Genomic DNA, 21,096 nt, shown 5'->3' with positions numbered 1-21,096 from the left:
GTCGCGGGCGCACCCCGGACCGCTCCCGCCGCACGGGGTGTCGCCGCATGTGGACAGGAGCCCGCGCCGCTCGTTCGGTGGCAGACTGGAACAGGAGAGCAACCACGATCGAGGAGGCGGAGAATGGCGCAGCAGCGCTTCCTGACCCTGGCGGACGTCGCCGAGATCCTCAACGTCTCGGCGACGCAGGCGAGGGCTCTCGTGCGCAGCGGGGACCTGCCCGCCATCCAGGTGGGCGGACGCGGCCAGTGGCGCGTCGAGACGGCCAAGCTGGAGGAGTACATCGCCCGCGGCTACGAACGGACCGCGGAGGCCGTGCGCTCCGGTGCGCTGGACTGAGCCGGGACCCACGGCGCGCGGCCGTCACCCGGCGGTGAGGGAGGACACGCAGACCACCGCGGAGAACGGCACGGCGCGCAGAGCGGTCACGCTGCCCCGCCGCCGGTAGTCGTCGTCAGGGTGCAGCGCCAGGTCGACGAAGTCCGCGCCCACCCGGTCGACCGTTCCGTCGAGCTCGCCGAGCGGTCCGCCCCCGGCCAGCCGGACGCGCACCCTCGCCCGGTCGCGGGCGAGCGCCCGCAGCGCGTGACCCAGGCCGAGCCGCAGCGCCACCCCGTCCTCGCCGGGGGTCCACCCGCGGCCGAGGGACTCCCACCACAGGACGGCTCCGAGCGGCACGAGGTGCTCGACCCCTCTGTCCTCGAGGGCGACCCACCCGGACCCGACGGCGCGCACCCGGCCCTCGACCGGCACGGCCCCGGTCAGCAGGGCCCGCACGGGTTCGCCGCGCCGGAGACGCAGCCGGTCCGCCAGCCGCACCCGGGAGTACTCCGCCCGGGCCTGCTCCGCGGCCTCCTCCTCCAGATCCAGCTGGCGCGCCGAGGCCAGTTGCGCCTCCATGTCCGCGAACAGCTGCTCCCAGCGCACTGCGGTGCCTCCCTCCGGCTCCCGGGACCTCCGGTCACGCAGGGCCTCAAGGTAGGCGCCGCCCCCGGGGCCGTCAAGGCCGTCCGGGTCCACCGACGTGATCGCACCCTTTACAGCCGACCCTGACCGGTGCTACCAATGCACCAGAGCGTCAAACGACATCAAACGACATCAAATCGGTCCAGAATCACCCGAGGGGGACGACGTGGACGGCAGGCCCGATCGCGAGCGCAGCATCCCGGGACCGCTGTGGCCGGCCCTCGTGGTCCCCGTCCTGGGCCTGGGCCTCGCCGCCTGCGGCGCCGCCCTGGCCGCCGAGGGCCGCGTCCGGCCGATCGGTGGGCCCGACGCCGGGAGGCTGATCGGCCTGGCGGCGGCGGTGACCGGCTGCGCCGTGGTCCTGGCCTGGGCGCTCGCCGCCGCCCTCGCCGTGCTGGCGGTGCTGGCCGGACGCCGCCGCTGGGTTCGGCTGGCGGAGGTGTGCGGGAGGTGCTCCCCCGTCCTGCTGCGCCGGGCGGTCGCCACGGCCCTGGGCCTCCAGCTCATGGCCGTCCCGGCCGCGGTCGCCGACGAGAGGCCCTCCCCGTTCTGGTCGGGCGGGGCGGCGGTGCGCGAGGCGCCGCCCTCCGGCCCGGACGCACGGGGGCCGGCCTCCACCGCGGAGGCACAGGAGCCGCCGCCCGGCCCGGGGACCGTTCCCGCCCCGGGACCGGCGCCCGCGCCTGCGGCGCCGGAGGACTCCTGCGCCCCGCAGGCCGACTCGTCGGCGCGGACGCGCACGACGGACGGCGCCGTCACGGTCGTGCGCGGGGACACGCTCTGGTCGCTGACCGCCGCGCACCTCGGGCCGGACGCCACGGACGAGCGGATCGCCCGCGCCTGGCCCCGCTGGTACGAGCTGAACCGGCACGTCCTCGTGGACGGGCCCCACCGGCTGCTCCCGGGCCAACGGCTCCTGGTGCCGGACACCGCGGACCGCTGACCCACCGACCCCCGCAGCACGAGACCGCAGCACCGACACCAGGAGGCCCGTCATGAACGCACCCACCACCGGCTCCGACCCGGTCGCCCGTCAGCTCGCGCCCGGGAGCCGGCGCCCCGCGGCAGGTCCGCCGGCCCGCCGGGCGCGGCCGGTGCCGCCCACGGCAGCCGGTGGGTACACGTGGGGTGCGACGCGCGTGCTGGACCACGACACGGAGGACGAGCTCGGCCGGGTCACGGCCCTCGCGCGGTCCATCGCCCAGGCGGCCGTGGAGGTGCTGGGCGGCACCCGGCCGGCGGCGCAGCTGGGCCGGTGGACCACTCCCGAGATCGTGCAGCGCTTCCAGCAGCGCGCCGACATGCTCCGGCTGCTGCAGGAGCAGTTCGAGGGCAAGGCCGCCCTGCAGGAGCTGCACCGCAACCCCCACGTCCGCAGGTGCCGGGTCTGCCGGGTGGACCACGGGGTCTACGAGGTGGCGCTCGTGGTCGTGGAACCGCGGCGGAGCCGGGCCGTGGCGATGCGCGTCGAGCGCCTGGGCCGGGGCTGGAGCGTCACCCAGCTCGAGGTCGGCTGAGCGGGCTCCCCGCCCCGCTCAGCCCTCGGAGGACTCCGGGCTCCCGGCCCGGGCGCGGACCCGGCGTCCCGTCCGGTCGGTGGCCGTCCCGGCGGCGGCCGGTTCCGCCGCACCGTCCGGCGAGGCGCCCCGCGAGGCGGGCACGGCCGGCTCCACGCGCGTCTGCGTGCCACCGGTCTCCGCGGGTGCGGTGTACTGCAGGAAGCTGGGCTGGCGCGGGATCTGCAGATCGGCGGGCCCGCCGTCGGCGCCCACGCGCTGGCGCCGGATCTCCATCCGGTACAGCGTCGAGACGGTCTCCTCGCGGATCGCGCCCATCATCTCCTGGAACATCGCGTAGCCCTCGCGCTGGTACTCCACGAGCGGGTCGCGCTGGGCCATGGCACGCAGCCCGATGCCCTCCTTGAGGTAGTCCATCTCGTACAGGTGCTCGGGCCACTTGCGCCCGATGACCGACAGCAGCACGCGCCGCTCCAGGTTGCGCATGGCCTCCGCGCCGACCTCGTCCTCCCGCTGGTCGTAGACGAGCCGGGCGTCCGAGAGGACCTGCTCGCGCAGGAACTCCGCGGTGAGCCGCGTGCGGCCCCCGGCCTCCTCCACGACCTCGTCGACCGTGAGGGTGACGGGGTAGACCGTGCGCAGGGCCTCCCACAGGCCGTCGAGGTCCCAGTCCTCGGGGTGGCCGACCGCCGTGCGGTCCTGGACCGTGGAGCTGACGACCTCGTCGACGAACTGCGCGATCTGCTCCTGCAGGTCGTCGCCCTCGAGGACCCTGCGGCGGTCCCGGTAGACCGCCTCGCGCTGGCGGTTGAGGACGTCGTCGTACTTGAGGACGTTCTTGCGCTGCTCGGCGTTGCGCCCCTCGACCTGGCTCTGCGCGGAGGCGATGGCGCGGGAGACGATCTTGTGCTCGAGGGCCGTGTCGTCCGGCGCGCCGGCCATGAGCCGCTGGGCGGCGCCGGCGTTGAACAGCCGCATGAGGTCGTCCGCGAGGGACAGGTAGAACCGGGACTCCCCCGGATCGCCCTGGCGCCCGGAGCGCCCGCGCAGCTGGTTGTCGATCCGGCGCGACTCGTGGCGCTCGGTGCCCAGGACGTAGAGACCGCCGACGGCGACCACCTCCTGGTGCTCGGCCCGGGTGTCCTCCTCGCACGAGGCCACCACCTCCGGCCACACCCGCTCGTACTCCTCCGCGTCGCGCTGCGGGTCCAGTCCCAGCTCCCGCATCCGGTCCACCGCGTTGAACTCGGCGTTGCCGCCGAGCATGATGTCGGTGCCGCGGCCGGCCATGTTGGTGGCCACGGTGACGGCGCCCCTGCGGCCCGCCTGGGCGACGATCGCGGCCTCCCGGGCGTGGTTCTTGGCGTTGAGGACCTCGTGGCGGACGCCGCGCTGCGCGAGGAGCTTGGAGAGGTACTCGCTCTTCTCCACCGACACGGTGCCCACCAGGACCGGCTGGCCCTTCGCGTGCCGCTCCTCGATGTCCTTGACCACGGCGGCGAACTTGGCGACCTCGTTCTTGTAGACGAGGTCGGAGCGGTCGATCCGGACGAGCGGTCGGTGCGTGTCGATGGACACGACGCCCAGCCCGTAGGTGTTCATGAACTCCGCGGCCTCGGTCTCGGCCGTTCCGGTCATGCCGGCGAGCTTGTCGTAGAGACGGAAGTAGTTCTGCAGGGTGACCGTGGCGAGGGTCTGGTTCTCGGCCTTGATCTCGACGCCCTCCTTCGCCTCGATGGCCTGGTGCATGCCCTCGTTGTAGCGGCGGCCGGCGAGGATGCGGCCGGTGTGCTCGTCGACGATCATGACCTCGCCCTTGAGCACCACGTAGTCCTTGTTGGAGCGGAAGAGCTCCTTGGCCTTGATGGCGTTGTTCAGGAAGCCGATGAGCGGGGTGTTCTGGGACTCGTAGAGGTTGTCGATGCCGAGCCAGTCCTCGACCTTCTCGATCCCGGACTCGAGCACGCCGACGGTGCGCTTCTTCTCGTCCACCTCGTAGTCCGTGCCGGCGTCCAGCCGCTGCACGAGACGCCCGAACTCGGTGTACCACCGGTTGGCCTCCCCGGAGGCGGGCCCGGAGATGATGAGCGGGGTGCGGGACTCGTCGATCAGGATCGAGTCCACCTCGTCGACGATCGCGAAGCTGTGCCCGCGCTGCACGAGCTCGTCGGGGCTCCACGCCATGTTGTCGCGGAGGTAGTCGAAGCCGAACTCGTTGTTCGTGCCGTACGTGATGTCGGCGACGTACTGCCGGCGGCGGGTCGCCGGGTCCTGGTTGGCCAGCACCACACCGGTCTCCATGCCCAGGAACCGGTAGACGCGGCCCATGAGGTTGGCCTGGTACTCGGCCAGGTAGTCGTTGACGGTGACGACGTGCACGCCCTTGCCGGCGAGGGCGTTGAGGTAGGCGGGGGCCGTGGCCACGAGGGTCTTGCCCTCGCCGGTCTTCATCTCGGCGATGTTCCCGAGGTGCAGGGCCGCGCCGCCCATGAGCTGGACGTCGTAGTGGCGCTGCCCCAGGGTGCGGGAGGCGGCCTCGCGCACCACGGCGAAGGCCTCGGGGAGCAGCCGGTCCAGGGACTCGCCGTCGGCGGCCCGGGCGCGGAACACGTCCGTCTCGGCGCGCAGCTCCGCGTCGCTGAGCTCCCGGAACCCGTCCTCGAGGCTGTTGATGGCGGTCGTGTAGGACCGCAGCCTCGTCAGGACCTTCTTGTCTCCGGTCCTGAGGACTTTCTCCAGGAATGACGCCACGTGCACACGCTCCTCGTGTTCGACTGCCGTGCTGGGACTGATGGGGGGATCCGGCACCTGCTCCAGTCTACGGGAGTCGGCCCCGTCGTCGGGCGCGGACGAGCCCGGTGGCCGGGACCACCGGGCTCTTCCGGGTCGGGACCCTGCCGGCTCCCAGCCGGGTCCGTCCGTCAGGCGTGCGTGCTCAGCCGGCGGGTGCGGTCTGGTAGGCCCGGACGCTCTCCTCCGACTCCTCGCCGTTCTCGCTGAGGCTGATCACCCCGTAGCTCCACCCCTTGCGGCGGTAGACGGCGGAGGGCTCGCCCGTCTCCTTGTCGACGAAGAGGTAGAAGTCGTGGCCGACGAGCTCCATGTGGTCGACGGCCTCGTCGACGCTCAGCTCGGCGGCGGGGAACCGCTTGCGCCGGATCTCGACGGGGGTGACCGCGTCGGAGAGGCTGACGGTCTGGTCGAACGCCTCCTGCTCGGCGTTCGCGAGCTCCTCGGCGGTGGAGTAGATGGGCCCGGAACTCGGGACCACGGGCAGGGTGCCGGTGGCTTCGTGAACGGCCGTGGGACGGTGGGCGCCGCGGTGCACCTTGCGTCGGTCGCGCGCCCTGCGGAGTCGCTCGAGGAGCTTGCTGTAGGCCTCGTCGAAGGCGGCGAACTTGTCGTCCCCGCGGGCCTCGGCCCGCAGGACGGGACCCCGGCCGGAGACGGTGATCTCCACGCCCATGCCCTGGTGGCCGGGCAGCGCGTGGTCCTTCGTGACCTTGACATCAATGCGCTGGACCTTCTCGCCCAGCTCCTCGAACTTGACGACCTTCTCGGCGGCGTACTCCTTGAACCGCTCCGGTACGGCGACGTTGCGTCCCATGACGTTCAGTTCCATGATGCCCTCCAAATCTCGGGGGTGACGTGGGCGGATGGGGCCGCCCACCCGGGAGGATTGTTGCTTCCCGTGACTCAACGTTAGTGGAATCACAGGTGATGTACACCAGGTCCCGGCCGTCCCGGGAGCGAATCAGCGGTGAGCGGAACCGCCGGTGGCCGCACGGCCGCCAGCACCACGGCGCCGATCGCCTCGGCCCCGCCCGCCCGGAGCGCGCGGCGCGCCTCGGCCAGGGTCGCGCCCGTGGTCAGCACGTCGTCGACGACGACGCACCGGGCTCCCCGCGGCACGGCGCACCGCAGGGAGCCCGAGGGGCGGGCACGCCGGCCCGCGGTGCCCAGCAGCTTCTGCGCCGGTCCCGGCAGCAGGGACCCGGACGCCCCGTGCCGCAGCCCGCGGGCGACGCGCGCACCGGCGGGCAGCACCCCGCGGCGCGCGCAGTCGTCCAGCAGCAGCCGCACCGGGTCGAACCAGCGGCGCCGCCGGGCCGACGGCGTGGTCGGGACCGGGACGAGCAGCACGGGTCCGGGCGGCCAGTCCCGTGCCGCCGCGTGCAGGGCCGTGGCCAGGCACGCCCCGAGCACGGGGACCAGGTCGGTGCGGCCGGTGTTCTTGAGCGCGAGCAGGCACGTGGCGAGACCGTGGGCGTAGCGGCCGGCGGCGACGACCGGCAGCGGCGGGTCGAGCAGCGGCGCGGCCGAGGAGGCCTCGAAGGGCCGGGCGCAGGACCGGCGCAGCACCAGCCGGCAGGCACGGCACAGGGCGGTCCCCGGGGCGCGGCACACGGCGCACTCCACGGGCAGCAGCACCTCGGCGGCCTCGGCCAGCCGGTCCAGGGCCCGTGCAGCGGCCAGGTCGAGCGAGCGGGCGGAGGGCGGGAGCGCGTCCATGGGCACATCCTCGTCCGTGCCCGCCGGCCGCGGCCGGGGCACGGCGGCGTTCCGGACCGCCGCGGCTGTGGATCCGGGCCGGTGGTGCGCCGGACCGGGCCGTCGCGGCCGTCAGCCCGCGAAGGCCGTGTCCAGCACGTCCTCGCTCTGCGGCGCCCAGGCGTTGCCGGTGAGCATGTGGAGGACACCGCCGGCCACCGCGTAGACGGAGGACGTGCCGTTGCCGCCGCTCAGCCCGGTGACGCCCACGAGGCCCGGCAGCTCCCGGAAGCGCCCGGACACGTCGTAGACGCGGGGGCGGACGGACTCGGTGCCGCCGAGGGGCGCCGCCACGAACTCCCGGTCGCTGAGCCACAGGGCCGTGTCCACGTCGACGTCCGCGGCGACCCGGTAGGGCTCGTTGAGCCGCCGCGGTGTCCCGTCGGACTCCCGCACCACACCGGTGATCCAGATCTGCGAGACCCCGTCGTCCTGGGTCACGATGAGCGCGCGCGTGCCGCCGCGCGAGATCTGCAGGGACGTCACCGTCCGCGCGGACAGCCAGGAGGCCTCGACGCGGACCGGTTCCCCGGCGCTCGGCCCGGTGCGCACCGCCCGCACGGTCCCGGCGGAGTCCCCGGTCCACACCCACCCGTGCTCGTCGAAGCTCGGGCGGGTCAGGCCGGTCCCGCTGTAGCGCTCCACGGGGTCCTCGTCCCGGTCGACCGTCACCAGCGAGCCCGTGCCCGTGTCCACGAACGCGAAGTGCTCGGCCGCGGCGTCCATCGCCGGACCGGACGGGTGGTAGCCGGTCAGCGGCGGGATCCCGTCCACGCCCTCGGTCTGGCCCCCCTGGTAGAACACGAGCTCGCCGTCGTGCAGGCCCACCTGCCGGGACGGGACGGTGACGTCCCGCACGGGGGTCGTGTCCGTCCACCCCGCGCCCAGCTCCACGGGTGCTCCCTCGACGAGCAGCTCGACGTCGTTCACCGCGGGGAGCGAGCGCAGGCTCAGCGAGAGCTGGTCGTGCATCCGGCGGTTGATCTCGATGTTCGCCGGGTCGAAGTCGGGCACGCTGAGCTCTACCGTGGCGGTGCCCTCCCGCACCGGCACCGAGGAGCTCGCGAGGGTGGTCCCCGCCGGGAACGCCGAGGTCACGGCCCCGCGCAGGTAGGGCGCGGGGCCGCCGAGCAGAGCGCGCACGATCGACGTGGAGACGGGCACGCGGTCGGGGAACCACCGGGGGTCGACCACCACGTTGGACAGGTCCTCGTCCGCGAAGTAGAGCTGGTGGGGCTCGAAGATGTTCTCGAAGTCGGAGGGCGTGAGCACCGTGGCGTCGGGGGCGTCGGAGATCCGCCACTGGCCGTCCACCTCCACGAGGTCGAAGTCGAGGACCTCGGTGGCCCCCGCCGGCTTGCGCTCGATCACGCCCGTGGCGTCCACCACGCTCTCCACCTCGAGGTTGAGGCGGTACTCGTTGTCCTCGAGTCGCGGCACGGGCGAGAGGTCGCCACGGTGGACCACGGTGCGGGCGTCGGGGTGCCAGTCGCCCGCCAGCTCCGGCGTGAGGTACTCGCGGGCCACCGAGTAGTCGTCGGTCACGCCCGTCCCGGCCGCGAGGAAGCCCCGCACGATCTGCTCCGGCGTCGCTCCCGCCTGGGGGCCGGCCGGCGCGACGTCGTAGGTGGGCTGGGCCTCGGTCCGGGTGGGCTCGGCGTGCCGGTGCACCGGGCCCGACCGCGGGATGGCGCCGCAACCGCTGACCGCCAGGGCCGCCGCCAGGGCCAGGGCGGCCGCTCCGGTCAGCCGTCGGTCTCCGCTCACAGCCGCTCCTCCTCCACGTCGGTCGGCGCCGCCGCCGGTGCCGTGGACGACTGCTCGGGCGGGGCCGTGGGGGCCGCGGACGTCAGGGCCAGCGATCCCGTCCTCGTCACCGCCGCCGTCTCAGGGTACGCGAGGACGTCGGGCGGCAGCTCGAGAGGGCTGGCGTCGTCGGGCACGAGCCGGCGCCCGCGGGTCCGGGGCAGGGTGAGCCGGAAGCACGCGCCGTCCCCCGGGGCGCCCCACACGTCGAGCCGGCCGCCGTGCAGCCGCGTGTCCTCGGTCGCGATCGCCAGGCCGAGGCCGGTGCCGCCGGTGGTGCGAGCACGGGCCGGGTCGGCGCGCCAGAAGCGGTTGAAGACCTTGGCCGCGTCCTCCTCGGTCATCCCGATGCCGTGGTCGCGCACCGCCACGGCGGCGGCCACGTCCGAGGCGCCGACGACCACCTCGACGGGCCGGCCCTCGCCGTGCTCGAGGGCGTTGACCACGAGGTTGCGCAGGATCCGCTCGATCCGGCGCCGGTCGCCCTGCACGGTGCAGCGGGACAGCTCGGAGCGCACCCGCACCGTCGAGCCGGAGGAGACGGCGAGCGGAGCGGCGGCCTCCACCACGTCGTGCACCACCGAGAACAGCTCGACGCCGGCCACCTCCAGCCGGGCGGCGCCGGCGTCGAACCGGGAGATCTCCAGCAGGTCGGCCAGCAGGGAGTCGAAGCGGTCCACCTGGTGGTAGAGCAGCTCGGCGGAACGCCGGTTGACGGGGTCGAAGTCATCGCGGGCGTTGAAGAGCACCTCGGCCGCCATCCGGACCGTGGTCAGCGGGGTGCGCAGCTCGTGCGAGACGTCCGAGACGAAGGTGCGCTGCATCGAGGACAGCTGCTCGAGCTGGGTGATCTGGTCCTGCAGGCTGTCGGCCATGCGGTTGAAGGACCGCGCCAGGCGGGCGACCTCGTGCGAACCGCTCACCGGCATCCGCACCCCCAGGTCGCCGTCCGCGAGCTGCTCGGCCACGCGCGCGGTGGTGGACACGGGACGGACGACCTCGCGGGTGACGTACCAGACGATCGCGCCCACGAGCAGCAGCAGGACGACCACCGACAGCAGCAGCACCGCGTGCATCGCGTCGAGGGTGCGCTGCGGTTCGGAGAAGTCGTAGACGAGATAGAGCCCGTACCGGCTGTTCTGGTAGAGGTCCACCACGGTGCCGACGACGACGACGGGTGCCTCGTCCCCGTTCTCCGTCATCCGGACGGAGGCGGGCTGCCAGAACACGCCGTCCTGCTCCGCGAGGCGCTCCTGCAGCTCCTGCGGCACCGTGCTCGAGGTCATCCACGGGCTCTGGCTCTGCGCCGGGATGAGGGTCTGCCCGCTCGTGAAGTCCATCGGGAGGAGGATCCAGCGCTCGGTCGCCGCGCCGTCGACCGAGAGCGAGCCGAGGGTCGAGGCGACGAGCGCCTGCAGCTCGTCGCGGTCGGAGGCGTCCGAGGCGTCGAAGCTGTCCTGCACCTGCTCGAAGTCCGCGGTGGCCGAGGCGAGGACCTGGTCCCGCCGCTCGGTGAAGAGCCGGTCCGCGATCTGGTGCGACAGAAAGCTGAAGGTGACGAAGAAGGCGAGCGCCGTCAGGGACAGGGACACGGCGATGGCGCGGAACTGCAGCGACTGCCGCCAGCGGCGGGCCAGGAGGAGCCGGCCCAGCCGCAGCCGGCGGGTCGCGGCGTGGGCGGGGCCGCTGCGCCGTGGCGCGGCGGCGGCGTCCGGCAGGGTCATCGGGCGGACGAACCGGCCTTGTAGCCGACCCCGCGCACGGTGACCACGATCTCGGGACTCTCCGGGTCCTGCTCGATCTTGGAGCGCAGCCGCTGCACGTGCACGTTGACGAGCCGTGTGTCGGCGGCGTGCTGGTAGCCCCAGACGTCGCGGAGCAGCATCTCCCGGGAGAACACCTGGTGCGGGGCCCGGGCCAGGGCGGTGAGCAGGTCGAACTCCAGGGGGGTGAGGTTGATCTCGCCGTCCCCGCGGTGCACGCTGTGCCCGCTCACGTCGATGGTCAGGTCGCCGATCTGCAGCTCCGACGAGCTGGCCCGCTCGACGGGGCGCAGCCGCGCCCTGACCCGGGCCACGAGCTCGGCGGGCTTGAACGGCTTGGGCACGTAGTCGTCGGCCCCGGCCTCCAGCCCGCGGACCACGTCGACGGTGTCCGACTTGGCGGTGAGCATCACCACCGGCACGTCCGAGATGGCCCGGATCTCCCGGCAGACCTGGATGCCGTCCTTGCCCGGGAGCATGAGGTCGAGCAGGAGCAGGTCCGGGCGCACGGCGCGGAAGGTGTCCACGGCGGTGCCCCCGTCGTAGCAGAAGACGGGCTCGAAGCCCTCCGAGGTCAGGACGATCCCGATCATCTCCGACAGGGCGGCATCGTCGTCGACGACCAGTATTCGCGCGTTCATCGCCTTCTCCGGTGGTGTGCGGCGGACCCGCGGGGGCGGGTGCGCCGTGGTCCCCGGGGGAGTCCGGGGCGCCGTGGTGGACGGGTCCCCCTGCATTGTGGCCGATCGAGGCGCGCCCCGCACCTCGGCGCGGAGTGTGTCGGTCCGGCCGCCGGGAGCCGATCAGGCGTCGGCGGCGGTCCGGGCGAGCACCGAGGCCGTCTCGGTGACCCGGCCGATGACCTCGCGGAGCTCGGTGGGACCGAGCGCCCCCAGCTCGTCGCGCGGTGTGATCCGCACCAGGTCGAGGGCCGCCGCGGGCAGACCGAGATCCCGCCACACGGACCACACGTCCGCGGCGAGGGCGTTCGCGCCGGTGGCTCCGCGGGGACCGGGGGGCACCGGGACGACGCCGAGCCACAGCTGCGTGCCGGCTTCGACGAGCGCGGCGAGGGGCTCCCAGTCGTGGGCCGAGCCGGTGGGGGCGGCCACGTGGACGGCGTCCGCGCCGACCTCCCCGGCGAGCCGGGGGTCGGTCCCCGGGGGCAGGCGCAGGGCGACGGCCGCGGCGCCGGCCTCCCGGCACGCCTCGACGACCAGGCCCAGCGACGTCCGCACCTCCGCGGCGGGGACGGCGCGCAGCGTCCGGTACCCGCTCATCGTGGGCAGCCTGCCGAGGAGCACCCGGGTGAGCTCGGTCTCGTCGAGCTGGACGAGGACGTCCCGTCCGGACGCGGCGGCACGCACCGCCCGGACGTGCTCGACGACGCCGGAGGCCAGGGAGTGCGCGATGTCGCGGCGGGCACCGTGGTCCTTGAGGGCCCGCTCCCCCGCGTGCAGGTGCAGCTGCGCGGTGAGGCTCAGCGGGCCCAGGAGCTGCGTCTTGACCGGGGCGTCGTCGGGCCCGCTCTCCGCACCGATCACGTCGGCGAGCACGTTGACGTCACCGGCGAGCCGGGCCCGGGCGGCCCGGGAGTCCCTGCCGGGCACGCCGGACACGCGCAGCCCGTGGGGCTGGGCGTCCGCGTACAGCCCGTCGAGCACCGCGGCCGTGCGGGCCACGGGGTCGGCGGCCGCACCGCGGGCGGGCAGGAGGGGCAGGAAGGAGACGTGGGGAGCCCCGAGCTCGCCCCGCAGCAGGGTGACGGACTCGACGACGTCCGTGCCGGGCATCGTGCCGAGGGCCGTGCCCACGACGCCGGGGACGTCGGGGTCGGTGCGCCGGGTGGCGGGTGCGGCGCGGTGCGTCACGACGGGTCGTCGTCGAGCCGGCGCTGGTCCTCGGAGAGCGCCACGTGGTGGCGGATGACCTCGCTGATGATGAAGTTCAGGAACTTCTCCGCGAACTCGGGGTCGAGCTGGGCGGACGCGGCGAGCGCGCGGAGCCGGCCGATCTGGGCGGACTCGCGGTCCGGGTCCCCGGCCGGGAGGCCGTGGGCGGCCTTGAGGACGCCGACGCGCTGGGTGGCCTTGAACCGCTCGGCGAGCAGGTGCACCAGGGCCGCGTCGATGTTGTCGATCGTGCCGCGGATGGACTGCAGCTCGGCGAGCGCGCCGGGGTCGGCCCGGCCCCGGAGCGAGGACGCCGCGGGGTCGAAGTCGTGGTGGGCCCGGACGTCGGCGGAGGCGTGGGGGTGCGGTGCGCTCATGCCGGCCAGTCTATCGGGCCGGGTCGGGCCGCGGGCCGCCGACGTCCGGGCGGGCCAGGGAGTGGGCGCGGTCCACCGTGGCCTGGCCCAGGACCCGGGTCCCCTGGTAGAGCACGACCGACTGGCCGGGGGCGACGCCGCGCAGGGGCTCCTCGAGCCGGATCACCAGCTCGGGCACCGGGCCGGCGTCGGAGCCGGCCGCGGGGCCGGCGCCGGGGCCGTCGACGAGTTCGAGGTGGGCGCGCGCGGGCACGGGGTCCCCGTGCGCGCGGACCTGGGCGAGCACGGGGAACGAGGACGACACCGCCCCGGCCGCGGCACCGGTGCGCAGCAGCGGTGCGGCCTCGGGCACGGGTGCTCCGGCCCAGGAGGGCCGGATCCCGCGCAGCTCGTCGACCGCGAGCAGCGCCTGCGGGCCGACGACGACCTCGTTGGTCCTCGGCCGGATCTCGAGGACGAAGCGGGGCTTGCCGTCGGGGGCCGGGGTGCCGATCCGCAGCCCCTTGCGCTGTCCCACGGTGAACGCGTTGGCGCCGGGGTGGGTGCCGACCACGGTGCCCTCGACGTCCTTGATCTCGCCCTCGGTCATCTCGATGCGCTCCGCGAGCCAGCCGCGGGTGTCGCCGTCGGGGATGAAGCAGATGTCGTGGGAGTCGGGCTTGCTGGCCACGGAGAGCCCGCGGCGGGCCGCCTCGGCCCGCACCTCCGCCTTGGCGGGGGTCTCGGCGAGCGGGAACAGCACGTGCTGGAGCTGCTCGGCCGTGAGGACGCCCAGGACGTAGGACTGGTCCTTGGCCCAGTCCGCGGCGCGGTGCAGCTCCGGGAGGCCGTCGGGGCCCTCGACCACCTTGGCGTAGTGGCCGGTGCACACGGCGTCGAAGCCCAGGGCGAGGGCCTTCTCGAGCAGGGCGGCGAACTTGATCTTCTCGTTGCAGCGCAGGCAGGGGTTCGGGGTGCGCCCGGCCGCGTACTCGGCGACGAAGTCGTCGACGACGTCCGTCTGGAAGCGCTCGGAGAAGTCCCACACGTAGTAGGGGATGCCGAGGACGTCGGCGGCGCGCCACGCGTCCCGAGAGTCCTCGATGGTGCAGCAGCCGCGGGAGCCGGTGCGCAGGGTGCCCGGGCTGCGGGAGAGGGCGAGGTGGACGCCGGTCACGTCGTGTCCGGCGTCGACGGCGCGGGCGGCCGCCACGGCCGAGTCGACGCCGCCGCTCATGGCAGCCAGTACTCGCACGGTGAGATCGTCTCCAGAGGTCGGGGAAGGGGGCGGGAAGGGCGGGGCCGGGGATCGTGGTCCGTGTCCTCAACGGGGCGCGGCGGGCCGGTATTCCCCGGCCGCGGCGGGGTGCGGGCCGGTGCGGCGGGACGGGCTCAGGCCGGCGCCGCGCCGGAGAGCCCGGCGAGCAGCGCCCGGCGGTGGACCTCGGGCAGCGCGGCGAGGAGGGCGTCGACGTCGGCCCCGGTGCTGGTGCGGCCCAGGCTGAAGCGCTGCGCGCCGCGGGCGGTGGCCTCGTCCACGCCCATGGCCAGCAGCACGGAGGACGCCCGGGGCACCCCGGCGTGGCAGGCGGAGCCGGTGGAGGACGCGATCCCGGCCCCGTCCAGCAGGAACAGCAGGGAGTCCCCCTCGCACCCCGGGAACGTGAAGTGGGCGTTGCCGGGCAGCCGCGCCCCCGGGTCCCCCCCGGTCTCCGGCCCCCGCAGGACGGCGTCCGGCACGATCCGGCGCACGCCCGCGACCAGCCGGTCGCGCAGTCCGGCGAGCCGCTGCGCCTCGGCCTCCCGCTCGGCCGCGGCCTCCCGCGCCGCCGCGCCGAAGCCGGCGATCGCGGCGGCGTCGAGGGTGCCGGAGCGCAGTCCGCGCTCCTGGCCGCCACCGTGCTGGACGGGCGCGAGTCCGACGGTCCGCCCGGCCACGAGGGCGCCGGCGCCCACCGGCCCCCCCAGCTTGTGGGCCGAGACGGCCAGGGTGCTGAGCCCGGGGAGGTGGGCGTCGACGGGCAGGGAGCCGAAGGCCTGCACGGCGTCGCAGTGGAACGGCACGCCGAACTCCTCGGCGAGCGCCGCGAGCTCCGCGACGGGCTGGACGGTGCCCACCTCGTTGTTGGCCCACATCACGGTGAGCAGCGCGACGGACCCGGGGTCCCGGACCAGCTCCGCCCGGACCGTGTCCGGGTCCACCCGGCCGGCGGCGTCGACGGGCAGCCAGACGGCCTCGGCGCCCTCGTGGGCGGCCAGCCACTCGACGGTGTCGGCCACCGCGGCGTGCTCCACCGAGGACGCCAGGACGCGCCGGCGGCGGGGGTCCTGCTCGCGCCGGAGCCGGTACAGACCCTGGACGGCCAGGTTGTCGGCCTCGGTGCCGCCGGAGGTGAGGACCACCTCGACGGGGTCCGCGCCCAGCGCCGCCGCGACGTCGTCGCGGGCCTGCTCGACGACGGCCCGCGCCGCGCGGCCGGAGCGGTGCAGCGAGGAGGGGTTGCCGCCGCGGGCCAGCTGCTCGGAGACCGCGGCGAGCGCGGACGGCCGGAGGGGCGCGGTGGCGGCGTGGTCGAGGTAGACGGGCTCGTGCGGCACGCCAGCCAGTCTAGGGCCCCGGGCCGGGCCGCGCCCGCCGTCCGTAGACTGGCGGGCATGCTCCGCATCCTCTTCCACACGCCCGAGATCCCGGGGAACACCGGCAACGCCATCCGCCTGGCCGCGGTCACCGGGGCCGAGCTGCACCTCGTGGAGCCGCTGGGCTTCGACCTCGGCTCCGCGCACCTGCGCCGCGCCGGCCTCGACTACCACGACCTCGCCGTGCTGACCGTCCACCCGGACCTGGACGCGGCGTGGACCGCCCTGGCCCCGGAGCGGGTCTTCGCGTTCACCACCGACGGCGAGGTCTCGCACACGGACGTGGACTACCGGCCCGGGGACGTGCTGCTGTTCGGGCCCGAGTCGGCAGGCCTGCCCCCCGCGGTGAAGGCGGATCCGCACGTGACCACGCGGGTCCGGATCCCGATGCTGCCGGCCCGGCGGTCGCTGAACCTCGCGAACGCGGCGTCCATCGCCGTCTACGAGGCCTGGCGCCAGCTCGGCTTCGCGGGCGCCGGGAGCTGAGCGCCCGGGCCACCGCCCGGCGGGCTCACTGCTCGTCGGCGTCGCCCACCGTCACGTCGACCGTGCGCTCCTCGCCGTCCCGCACGAACGTCATCGTCCCGGTGCCGCCGGCCGGCAGCTCGCGCACGGCCGCCGTGAGAGAGCTCGCGTCCTGGATGCGGTGGCCGTTGAACTCCGTGATCACGTCGTCCGCCTCGAGACCGGCGTCGTCGGCCGGCGAGCCGGGCACGACCTGCTGGACCGCGGCGCCGTCGGAGAACGCCCGGCTCCGGCCGTCCGCGCCGGGCGCCGGGCCGACGCTCGTGCCGAGGTAGCCGTGGGTGGCCCGGCCGTTCTCGATGATCTCCTCGGCCACCCGCTGCGCGGTGTCGACCGGGATCGAGAACCCGACGCCGATGTTCCCCGCCTCCGTGGCGGAGCCCGCCGAGGCGATGGCCACGTTGATCCCGATCACCTCGCCGTCCGTGTCGATCAGCGGCCCGCCCGAGTTGCCGGGATTGATGGCGGCGTCGGTCTGGATGACGTTGAGGAACACCGACTCCGAGGCGCCCTGCGATCCCCCGCCCGGACCGCCGTCCTCGTCGGGGAGGTTGAAGAAGAAGTCGGTGCCGCCGTCCTGCCCCTCGTCCCCGCCCTCCGACGGCGTGGACGGAGCCGCGGAGGACGCCACGGTGATGGTGCGGTTGAGGGTGGAGACGATCCCGTCCGTCACGGTGCCCGCGAGACCCAGCGGTGCGCCGATGGCGATCGCCGTGTCGCCCACGTTCACGTCGTCCAGGGAGCCCAGGATCGCCGGCGTCAGCCCCTGGGCCTCGACCTTCAGCACCGCGAGGTCGGACAGCGGGTCGGTGCCCACCACGGTGGCCGGGAGCACCGTGCCGTCGTCGAGCTGCACCTCGAGGGACGGGCTGCTCGTCGTGCCGTCGAGGGTCACCACGTGGGTGTTCGTGAGGATGTGGCCCTCGTCGTCGATGATCACCCCGGAGCCGGCGCCGTTCTGGCCGCCCCCTGACGCGGAGATCGTCACCACGGACGGGGAGGCCTTCACGGCGGCCGCCGTGACCGCGTTCACCTCGTCCTGGTCGTTGACGATGATCGAGCTGGACGTCGACCCCGTCGCGGCCGGGGCCGTGCTGCCGCCGTCCAGCAGGGCGTCCGTCCCCACGGCCGCCCCGGCCCCGACCAGGGCGGCCAGGACCATGCCCGTCACGAGCGAGCCCGCCGAGAAGCCCCGCCGCTCGCGGCGCCCCCCGGTGCCGCTCCCCCACGGGTGCTGGGCCGCGGGACCCCCGCCGCCCTGCCACGCACCGTGGGCGGGGTGCACGCCCGGCTGACCGCCGCTCTGCCACGCACCGTGGCCCGGGCCGTACACGGGTCGCGCCTCCTGCTCCGCGCCGGACGACCACGGGTCGTGGGCCGGACGGACGGTGACCGCCGGGATGGGCTGCGTGGGCTGCGGGTCGGTGCCGGCACGGGGGTCGCGGGACTCTGGCATGGGACTACCTCCTGGGAACGGACGGGCCCGGGGCGTCCCGGTGCGATCGGGGCGGTGCGGGCGGCTCTGCCCTCCAGTATCCAGGCCGCCACTGAGACGACGCTGAAAGAGCTGGGCACACGCCGGGTGCGGCCCGGACGGTGCCCGTGGGAACACCGGAGGGTTCCTGCCGGGTCATCAGCCGCCTTGCGATTTCGCCCTGCGCGTAGGCCCGACACCGATGGCCGCGCCGCAACGCCCCCGGCCTAGAATCGGGATCACCGACCACGTGAGGGAGATCATGCACTGGCGCCCCATTGCCCGCCGGACCGCCGCCGGTTGCGGCCTGACGCTCGCCTTGCTCGTCCCCGTGGGTGCTGCGGTGGCCCAGCCGCCCGTGGACGTGGCCCCGGGCGAGCGCGTCGTCGACGAGTCGGGTGTCCTGGAGGACACCGCAGCGCTCGAGGCCGACGTGCGCGAGCTCGCCACCCAGGAGGGCATCACGCTGACCGCCGTGTTCGTCGACTCGTTCACCGAACCCTCCGACCCCGACGCGTGGTTGCAGGAGTTCGCCGACCTCAACGACCTCGGCAGCTCGGACGCGGTGCTGGTCGTCGCCACGGAGGACCGGCAGCAGCGCTTCTCCGCCTACTCGACCGGTCCGCTCAGCGCCCAGCAGCAGGAGCGGATCAACCGGGAGTACATCACCCCGGCGCTCGCGACCGACGACTGGGACGGCGCCGTCGAGGGCGCGGTCGAGGGCATCGAGGCCGAGCTCTCCGGCGCCGGCGCCGGAGCGGCCGCCGGGACCCCGGACGGCTCCGACGGGGGCGGTGGAGGGTTCGGCCTGCTCGGCCTCGGGGCGCTCGGTCTGGGCGGCCTGGCCGTCTACGGCATGGCCTCGCGCAACAAGAAGCGCCGGCGGCAGGAGTCCGCCCAGCACGGCGGGCCGGGCGCGGGACGTCAGCAGGGCCCCAGCGGCCCCTATCCGGACGTCCCGGTCCCCGAGCTGCGGAAGCGGGCCGGCGAGCTGCTCGTCGCCACCGACAACGCGATCCAGCACTCCGAACAGGAGCTGGCCTTCGCGCAGCTGCAGTACGGCGACCAGCAGGTCGAGCCGTTCCGCCGGGCGATCCAGGACGCGAAGAAGCACATGCAGGCCTCCTTCGCCCGGCAGCAGCAGCTCGAGGACCACATCCCCGACACCGAGGAGCAGCAACGGGCCTGGCTCGCCGAGATCATCGGCCGCTCGCAGGACGCCCAGCGGCCGCTGCAGGAGCACCAGGAGGCCTTCAGCTCGCTGCGCCAGCTGGAGACCCGCGCCCCGCAGGCCCTCGAGGACGTCCGGCGCGAGGCCGAGGCCGTGCGCCCCCGCGTCGCCACGGCCGGCACCCGGCTGCGGGAGCTGACCGCCCACTACAACGAGACCGCCCTCGCCCCCGTCCGGGACAACATCGACCAGGCCCGGGACCGCCTCGACTTCGTGGACACCGCCGTCGAGGAGGCCCGCACCGACCTCGCCGCGGGGCGCACGAGCGAGGCCGTCCTGGACATCCGCGCCGCCGAGGAGGGCGTGGGGCAGGCCCGTGGCCTGCTCGACGCGGTGGACCACGCGGGCACCGAGCTCGCCCACGCCGAGGAGTCCCTCAAGGACGCCGTGACTATCGCGCAGCGGGACGTCGCCGAGGCGGACGCCCTGGTGCGGCGCGGCTCCAACCCCGAGCTCGCGGGCGCGGTCGCCGGCGTCGGCGCCGTCCTGCGCACCGTCGAGGAGCAGATGGGCGCGGGCCGGATCGACCCGCTCGGCCTGAGCCGGCGCCTGGCGGTGGCGAAGGACGAGCTCGACAAGGGCCTCGCGTCGGTACGCTCCCAGAACGACCGGGACCGCTCCGCGCGGGAGACCCTCGCGCACACCCTCGTCTCCGCGCAGGCCCAGCTGAGCTCGGCGAGCGAGTACATCTGGGCGCGGCGCGGCGGGGTCGGCCCGGAGGCACGCACCCGCCTGGCGGAGGCCGAGCGCTACCTCGAGGCCGCCCAGCAGGCTCGGAAGTCGGACCCGTCCGAGGCGCTGACCTACGCCAACGAGGCCGTCCGCCTCGCCGGCGAGGCCCAGTACATCGCCCAGCAGGACGTCGACTCCTTCTCCTACGGCGGCTTCGGCTCGCCCATGGGGATGGGCGGCCACGGAGGACGCTCCAACAGCGGTCTCGGCGGCGCGATGCTGGGCGGGATCCTGCTCGGCTCGATCCTCAACGGAGGAGGCGGCGGGGGCTTCGGCGGAGGAGGCGGCGGCTTCGGCGGCAGCTTCGGCGGAGGCTTCGGCGGAGGGGGTGGCTTCGGCGGCGGCATCGGGGGCAGCTTCTGATCCCGTCGCCGCGGGGCGGCGGCCGCTGCCGCCCGCCCCCGGCCCGCTGCCCTGTCCAGCTCGACCCAGTCCAGCTCGACCCACGAGCCCGGGAGCCCCTCCCGGGCAGCACCAGAGGAGAGAAGGAACCATGATCAAGCAGTCCATCTTCGGCCGCATCGCCCAGCTCGCGAAGGCCAACATCAACGGCATGATCGACGCCGCCGAGGATCCCCAGCTGATGCTGGACCAGATGGTGCGCGACTACACCGAGAACATCCGGGAGGCCGAGGCCGCCGTCGCACAGACCATCGGGAGCCTGCGCCTGCTCGAGCAGGACCACGCGGAGGACGTCCGGGAGTCCCAGGAGTGGGGCAACAAGGCGCTGGCCGCCTCGAACCGGGCCGAGGAGTACCGCGGGGCCGGCAAGTCCTCCGAGGCCGACAAGTTCGACAACCTCGCCAAGGTCGCCCTGCAGCGCCAGATCCAGTACGAGACGGAGGCCCGGGGCGCCGAGCCCCAGATCCAGGCCCAGACCGAGGTCGTGAGCAAGCTCAAGGACGGGCTGAACAAGATGCGGGGCAAGCTCCAGGAGCTGTCCAACAAGCGGGACGAGCTCAACGCCCGGCAGAAGACCGTCCAGGCGCAGTCCCAGGTCCAGGACTCCCTCAAGGCCTTCGACGTGCTCGACCCGACGAGCGAGGTGTCGCGCTTCGAGGACAAGATCCGCCGGGAGGAGGCCCGGGTCCTGGGTCAGCAGGAGCTCGCCGAGTCCTCCCTGGACGCACAGTTCGAGTCCCTCGACTCGCTGGGCCAGCAGTCCGAGATCGAGTCGCGGCTCGCGGCGCTGAAGTCCCGGAGCGGCGAGAGGATCGTCTCCTCCGAGGAGGTCTGACGGACCAGCCCACCGGGCAGGCAGGAGGCCCCGCGGCCGTGGCCGCGGGGCCTCCTGCCTGCCGTCGTCCGGCGGTGACCGGGCGGACGCGGCGACGGGCCCCGGACCGTGGTGGGCCGGAGCCCGCCGCGGCGGGGGCGTCGTGCGGTCACCACCCCGCGTCCTCCGGCGCATCGAGGACCGGCCAGTGCGCGTGGTCCGCGCCACCACCGGCGACGTGCTGCGCGAGCTCCCCGGCGGACCGCACCCGCGACCACTGGCCCCGGGCATGACAAGAGGCCCGAACCCACGTCCGTGGGTTCGGGCCTCTTCGATGTCCTGCGACATCACCTGGTTGCGGGGGCAAGATTTGAACTTGCGACCTCTGGGTTATGAGCCCAGCGAGCTACCGAACTGCTCCACCCCGCGG

General features: G+C 74.5%; 18 protein-coding genes and 1 tRNA gene. 6 read left to right on the top strand and 13 right to left on the bottom strand.

Annotated features, from left to right (window positions below):
• The first annotated feature begins 123 nt into the window (after positions 1-123).
• Positions 124-339 carry a helix-turn-helix domain-containing protein gene (locus tag ACH9D3_RS14920; protein WP_396400221.1) on the top strand — a complete coding sequence of 72 codons (216 nt, stop codon included), beginning with the start codon at positions 124-126 and terminating at the stop codon, positions 337-339.
• 24 nt (positions 340-363) lie between these two features.
• On the opposite strand, the gene ACH9D3_RS14915 is transcribed toward ACH9D3_RS14920, so the two are convergent.
• Positions 364-927 (bottom strand): hypothetical protein, encoded by a 564-nt coding sequence (locus ACH9D3_RS14915; RefSeq protein WP_396411533.1) that lies wholly within the window; start codon positions 925-927, stop codon positions 364-366.
• Positions 928-1,132: 205 nt separating this feature from the next.
• Here ACH9D3_RS14915 and ACH9D3_RS14910 point away from each other — a divergent pair, with 205 nt between their 5' ends.
• Together ACH9D3_RS14910 and ACH9D3_RS14905 are read left to right on the top strand one after the other, a co-directional pair.
• Positions 1,133-1,909: a LysM peptidoglycan-binding domain-containing protein gene (locus ACH9D3_RS14910; RefSeq protein ID WP_396411532.1), complete on the top strand. Its 777-nt coding sequence runs from the start codon at positions 1,133-1,135 to the stop codon at positions 1,907-1,909.
• Positions 1,910-1,961: 52 nt separating this feature from the next.
• Positions 1,962-2,483, top strand: a complete 522-nt coding sequence (locus ACH9D3_RS14905; protein WP_396400218.1) for an Rv3235 family protein — start codon at positions 1,962-1,964, stop codon at positions 2,481-2,483.
• Between the two features lie 18 nt (positions 2,484-2,501).
• On the opposite strand, the gene secA is transcribed toward ACH9D3_RS14905, so the two are convergent.
• The 10 genes from secA to ACH9D3_RS14855 form a co-directional block, all read right to left on the bottom strand.
• Complete coding sequence (gene secA, locus ACH9D3_RS14900; protein ID WP_396411531.1) at positions 2,502-5,234, bottom strand: preprotein translocase subunit SecA; 2,733 nt, start codon at positions 5,232-5,234, stop codon at positions 2,502-2,504.
• A gap of 184 nt (positions 5,235-5,418) precedes the next feature.
• Positions 5,419-6,105 (bottom strand): ribosome hibernation-promoting factor, HPF/YfiA family, encoded by a 687-nt coding sequence (gene hpf, locus ACH9D3_RS14895; RefSeq protein ID WP_396400216.1) that lies wholly within the window; start codon positions 6,103-6,105, stop codon positions 5,419-5,421.
• An 89-nt stretch (positions 6,106-6,194) separates the two neighbouring features.
• Positions 6,195-6,995, bottom strand: coding sequence for a phosphoribosyltransferase family protein (locus tag ACH9D3_RS14890; RefSeq protein WP_396411530.1), 801 nt, complete (start codon positions 6,993-6,995; stop codon positions 6,195-6,197).
• A gap of 111 nt (positions 6,996-7,106) precedes the next feature.
• A complete protein-coding gene (locus ACH9D3_RS14885) occupies positions 7,107-8,801 on the bottom strand; it encodes an LpqB family beta-propeller domain-containing protein (protein ID WP_396411529.1) in 1,695 nt (564 codons plus the stop codon).
• Positions 8,798-10,564 carry an MtrAB system histidine kinase MtrB gene (gene mtrB, locus ACH9D3_RS14880; RefSeq protein WP_396411528.1) on the bottom strand — a complete coding sequence of 589 codons (1,767 nt, stop codon included), beginning with the start codon at positions 10,562-10,564 and terminating at the stop codon, positions 8,798-8,800. The genes ACH9D3_RS14885 and mtrB overlap by 4 nt, the downstream gene beginning before the upstream one ends.
• Positions 10,561-11,244: an MtrAB system response regulator MtrA gene (gene mtrA, locus ACH9D3_RS14875; RefSeq protein WP_396411527.1), complete on the bottom strand. Its 684-nt coding sequence runs from the start codon at positions 11,242-11,244 to the stop codon at positions 10,561-10,563. The genes mtrB and mtrA overlap by 4 nt, the downstream gene beginning before the upstream one ends.
• Positions 11,245-11,406: 162 nt before the next feature.
• Complete coding sequence (locus ACH9D3_RS14870; RefSeq protein WP_396411526.1) at positions 11,407-12,474, bottom strand: hypothetical protein; 1,068 nt, start codon at positions 12,472-12,474, stop codon at positions 11,407-11,409.
• Positions 12,471-12,872, bottom strand: coding sequence for a chorismate mutase (locus tag ACH9D3_RS14865; RefSeq protein WP_396411525.1), 402 nt, complete (start codon positions 12,870-12,872; stop codon positions 12,471-12,473). The genes ACH9D3_RS14870 and ACH9D3_RS14865 overlap by 4 nt, the downstream gene beginning before the upstream one ends.
• Before the next feature lie 10 nt (positions 12,873-12,882).
• Complete coding sequence (gene mnmA, locus ACH9D3_RS14860) at positions 12,883-14,106, bottom strand: tRNA 2-thiouridine(34) synthase MnmA (protein WP_396411524.1); 1,224 nt, start codon at positions 14,104-14,106, stop codon at positions 12,883-12,885.
• Between the two features lie 137 nt (positions 14,107-14,243).
• Positions 14,244-15,449 carry an aminotransferase class V-fold PLP-dependent enzyme gene (locus ACH9D3_RS14855; RefSeq protein ID WP_396411523.1) on the bottom strand — a complete coding sequence of 402 codons (1,206 nt, stop codon included), beginning with the start codon at positions 15,447-15,449 and terminating at the stop codon, positions 14,244-14,246.
• Positions 15,450-15,506: 57 nt separating this feature from the next.
• Between ACH9D3_RS14855 and ACH9D3_RS14850 the strand changes: the two genes are divergently transcribed.
• On the top strand, positions 15,507-15,974 hold the full coding sequence (locus ACH9D3_RS14850) for a TrmH family RNA methyltransferase (protein ID WP_396411522.1): 468 nt from the start codon (positions 15,507-15,509) through the stop codon (positions 15,972-15,974).
• Between the two features lie 25 nt (positions 15,975-15,999).
• Here the strand turns inward: ACH9D3_RS14850 and ACH9D3_RS14845 are convergent, their stop codons facing one another.
• Positions 16,000-17,469 carry a trypsin-like peptidase domain-containing protein gene (locus ACH9D3_RS14845; protein WP_396411521.1) on the bottom strand — a complete coding sequence of 490 codons (1,470 nt, stop codon included), beginning with the start codon at positions 17,467-17,469 and terminating at the stop codon, positions 16,000-16,002.
• 280 nt (positions 17,470-17,749) lie between these two features.
• Between ACH9D3_RS14845 and ACH9D3_RS14840 the strand changes: the two genes are divergently transcribed.
• Positions 17,750-19,813: a TPM domain-containing protein gene (locus tag ACH9D3_RS14840; RefSeq protein ID WP_396411520.1), complete on the top strand. Its 2,064-nt coding sequence runs from the start codon at positions 17,750-17,752 to the stop codon at positions 19,811-19,813.
• 130 nt (positions 19,814-19,943) lie between these two features.
• Entirely contained in the window at positions 19,944-20,687 is a 744-nt protein-coding gene (locus tag ACH9D3_RS14835; protein ID WP_396411519.1) for a PspA/IM30 family protein, read from the top strand.
• Positions 20,688-21,018: 331 nt separating this feature from the next.
• On the opposite strand, the gene ACH9D3_RS14830 is transcribed toward ACH9D3_RS14835, so the two are convergent.
• A tRNA-Met gene (locus tag ACH9D3_RS14830) sits at positions 21,019-21,095 on the bottom strand.
• Position 21,096 lies beyond the last annotated feature (1 nt).

It is taken from the genome of Kocuria kalidii, assembly GCF_044462225.1.
Classification (GTDB): domain Bacteria; phylum Actinomycetota; class Actinomycetes; order Actinomycetales; family Micrococcaceae; genus Kocuria; species Kocuria kalidii.
The sequence above is the reverse complement of the archived record's forward strand: the minus strand, read 5'-3'. Positions and strand labels throughout refer to the sequence as shown.

Coding starts and splice junctions, on each gene's coding strand:
- ACH9D3_RS14920 (WP_396400221.1), top strand. CDS start 124: ATGGCGCAGCAGCGCTTCCTGACCCTGGCGGACGTCGCCGAGATCCTC.
- ACH9D3_RS14905 (WP_396400218.1), top strand. CDS start 1,962: ATGAACGCACCCACCACCGGCTCCGACCCGGTCGCCCGTCAGCTCGCG.
- hpf (WP_396400216.1), bottom strand. CDS start 6,105: ATGGAACTGAACGTCATGGGACGCAACGTCGCCGTACCGGAGCGGTTC.
- ACH9D3_RS14890 (WP_396411530.1), bottom strand. CDS start 6,995: ATGGACGCGCTCCCGCCCTCCGCCCGCTCGCTCGACCTGGCCGCTGCA.
- mtrB (WP_396411528.1), bottom strand. CDS start 10,564: ATGACCCTGCCGGACGCCGCCGCCGCGCCACGGCGCAGCGGCCCCGCC.
- mtrA (WP_396411527.1), bottom strand. CDS start 11,244: ATGAACGCGCGAATACTGGTCGTCGACGACGATGCCGCCCTGTCGGAG.
- ACH9D3_RS14865 (WP_396411525.1), bottom strand. CDS start 12,872: ATGAGCGCACCGCACCCCCACGCCTCCGCCGACGTCCGGGCCCACCAC.
- ACH9D3_RS14850 (WP_396411522.1), top strand. CDS start 15,507: ATGCTCCGCATCCTCTTCCACACGCCCGAGATCCCGGGGAACACCGGC.
- ACH9D3_RS14845 (WP_396411521.1), bottom strand. CDS start 17,469: ATGCCAGAGTCCCGCGACCCCCGTGCCGGCACCGACCCGCAGCCCACG.
- ACH9D3_RS14840 (WP_396411520.1), top strand. CDS start 17,750: ATGCACTGGCGCCCCATTGCCCGCCGGACCGCCGCCGGTTGCGGCCTG.
- ACH9D3_RS14835 (WP_396411519.1), top strand. CDS start 19,944: ATGATCAAGCAGTCCATCTTCGGCCGCATCGCCCAGCTCGCGAAGGCC.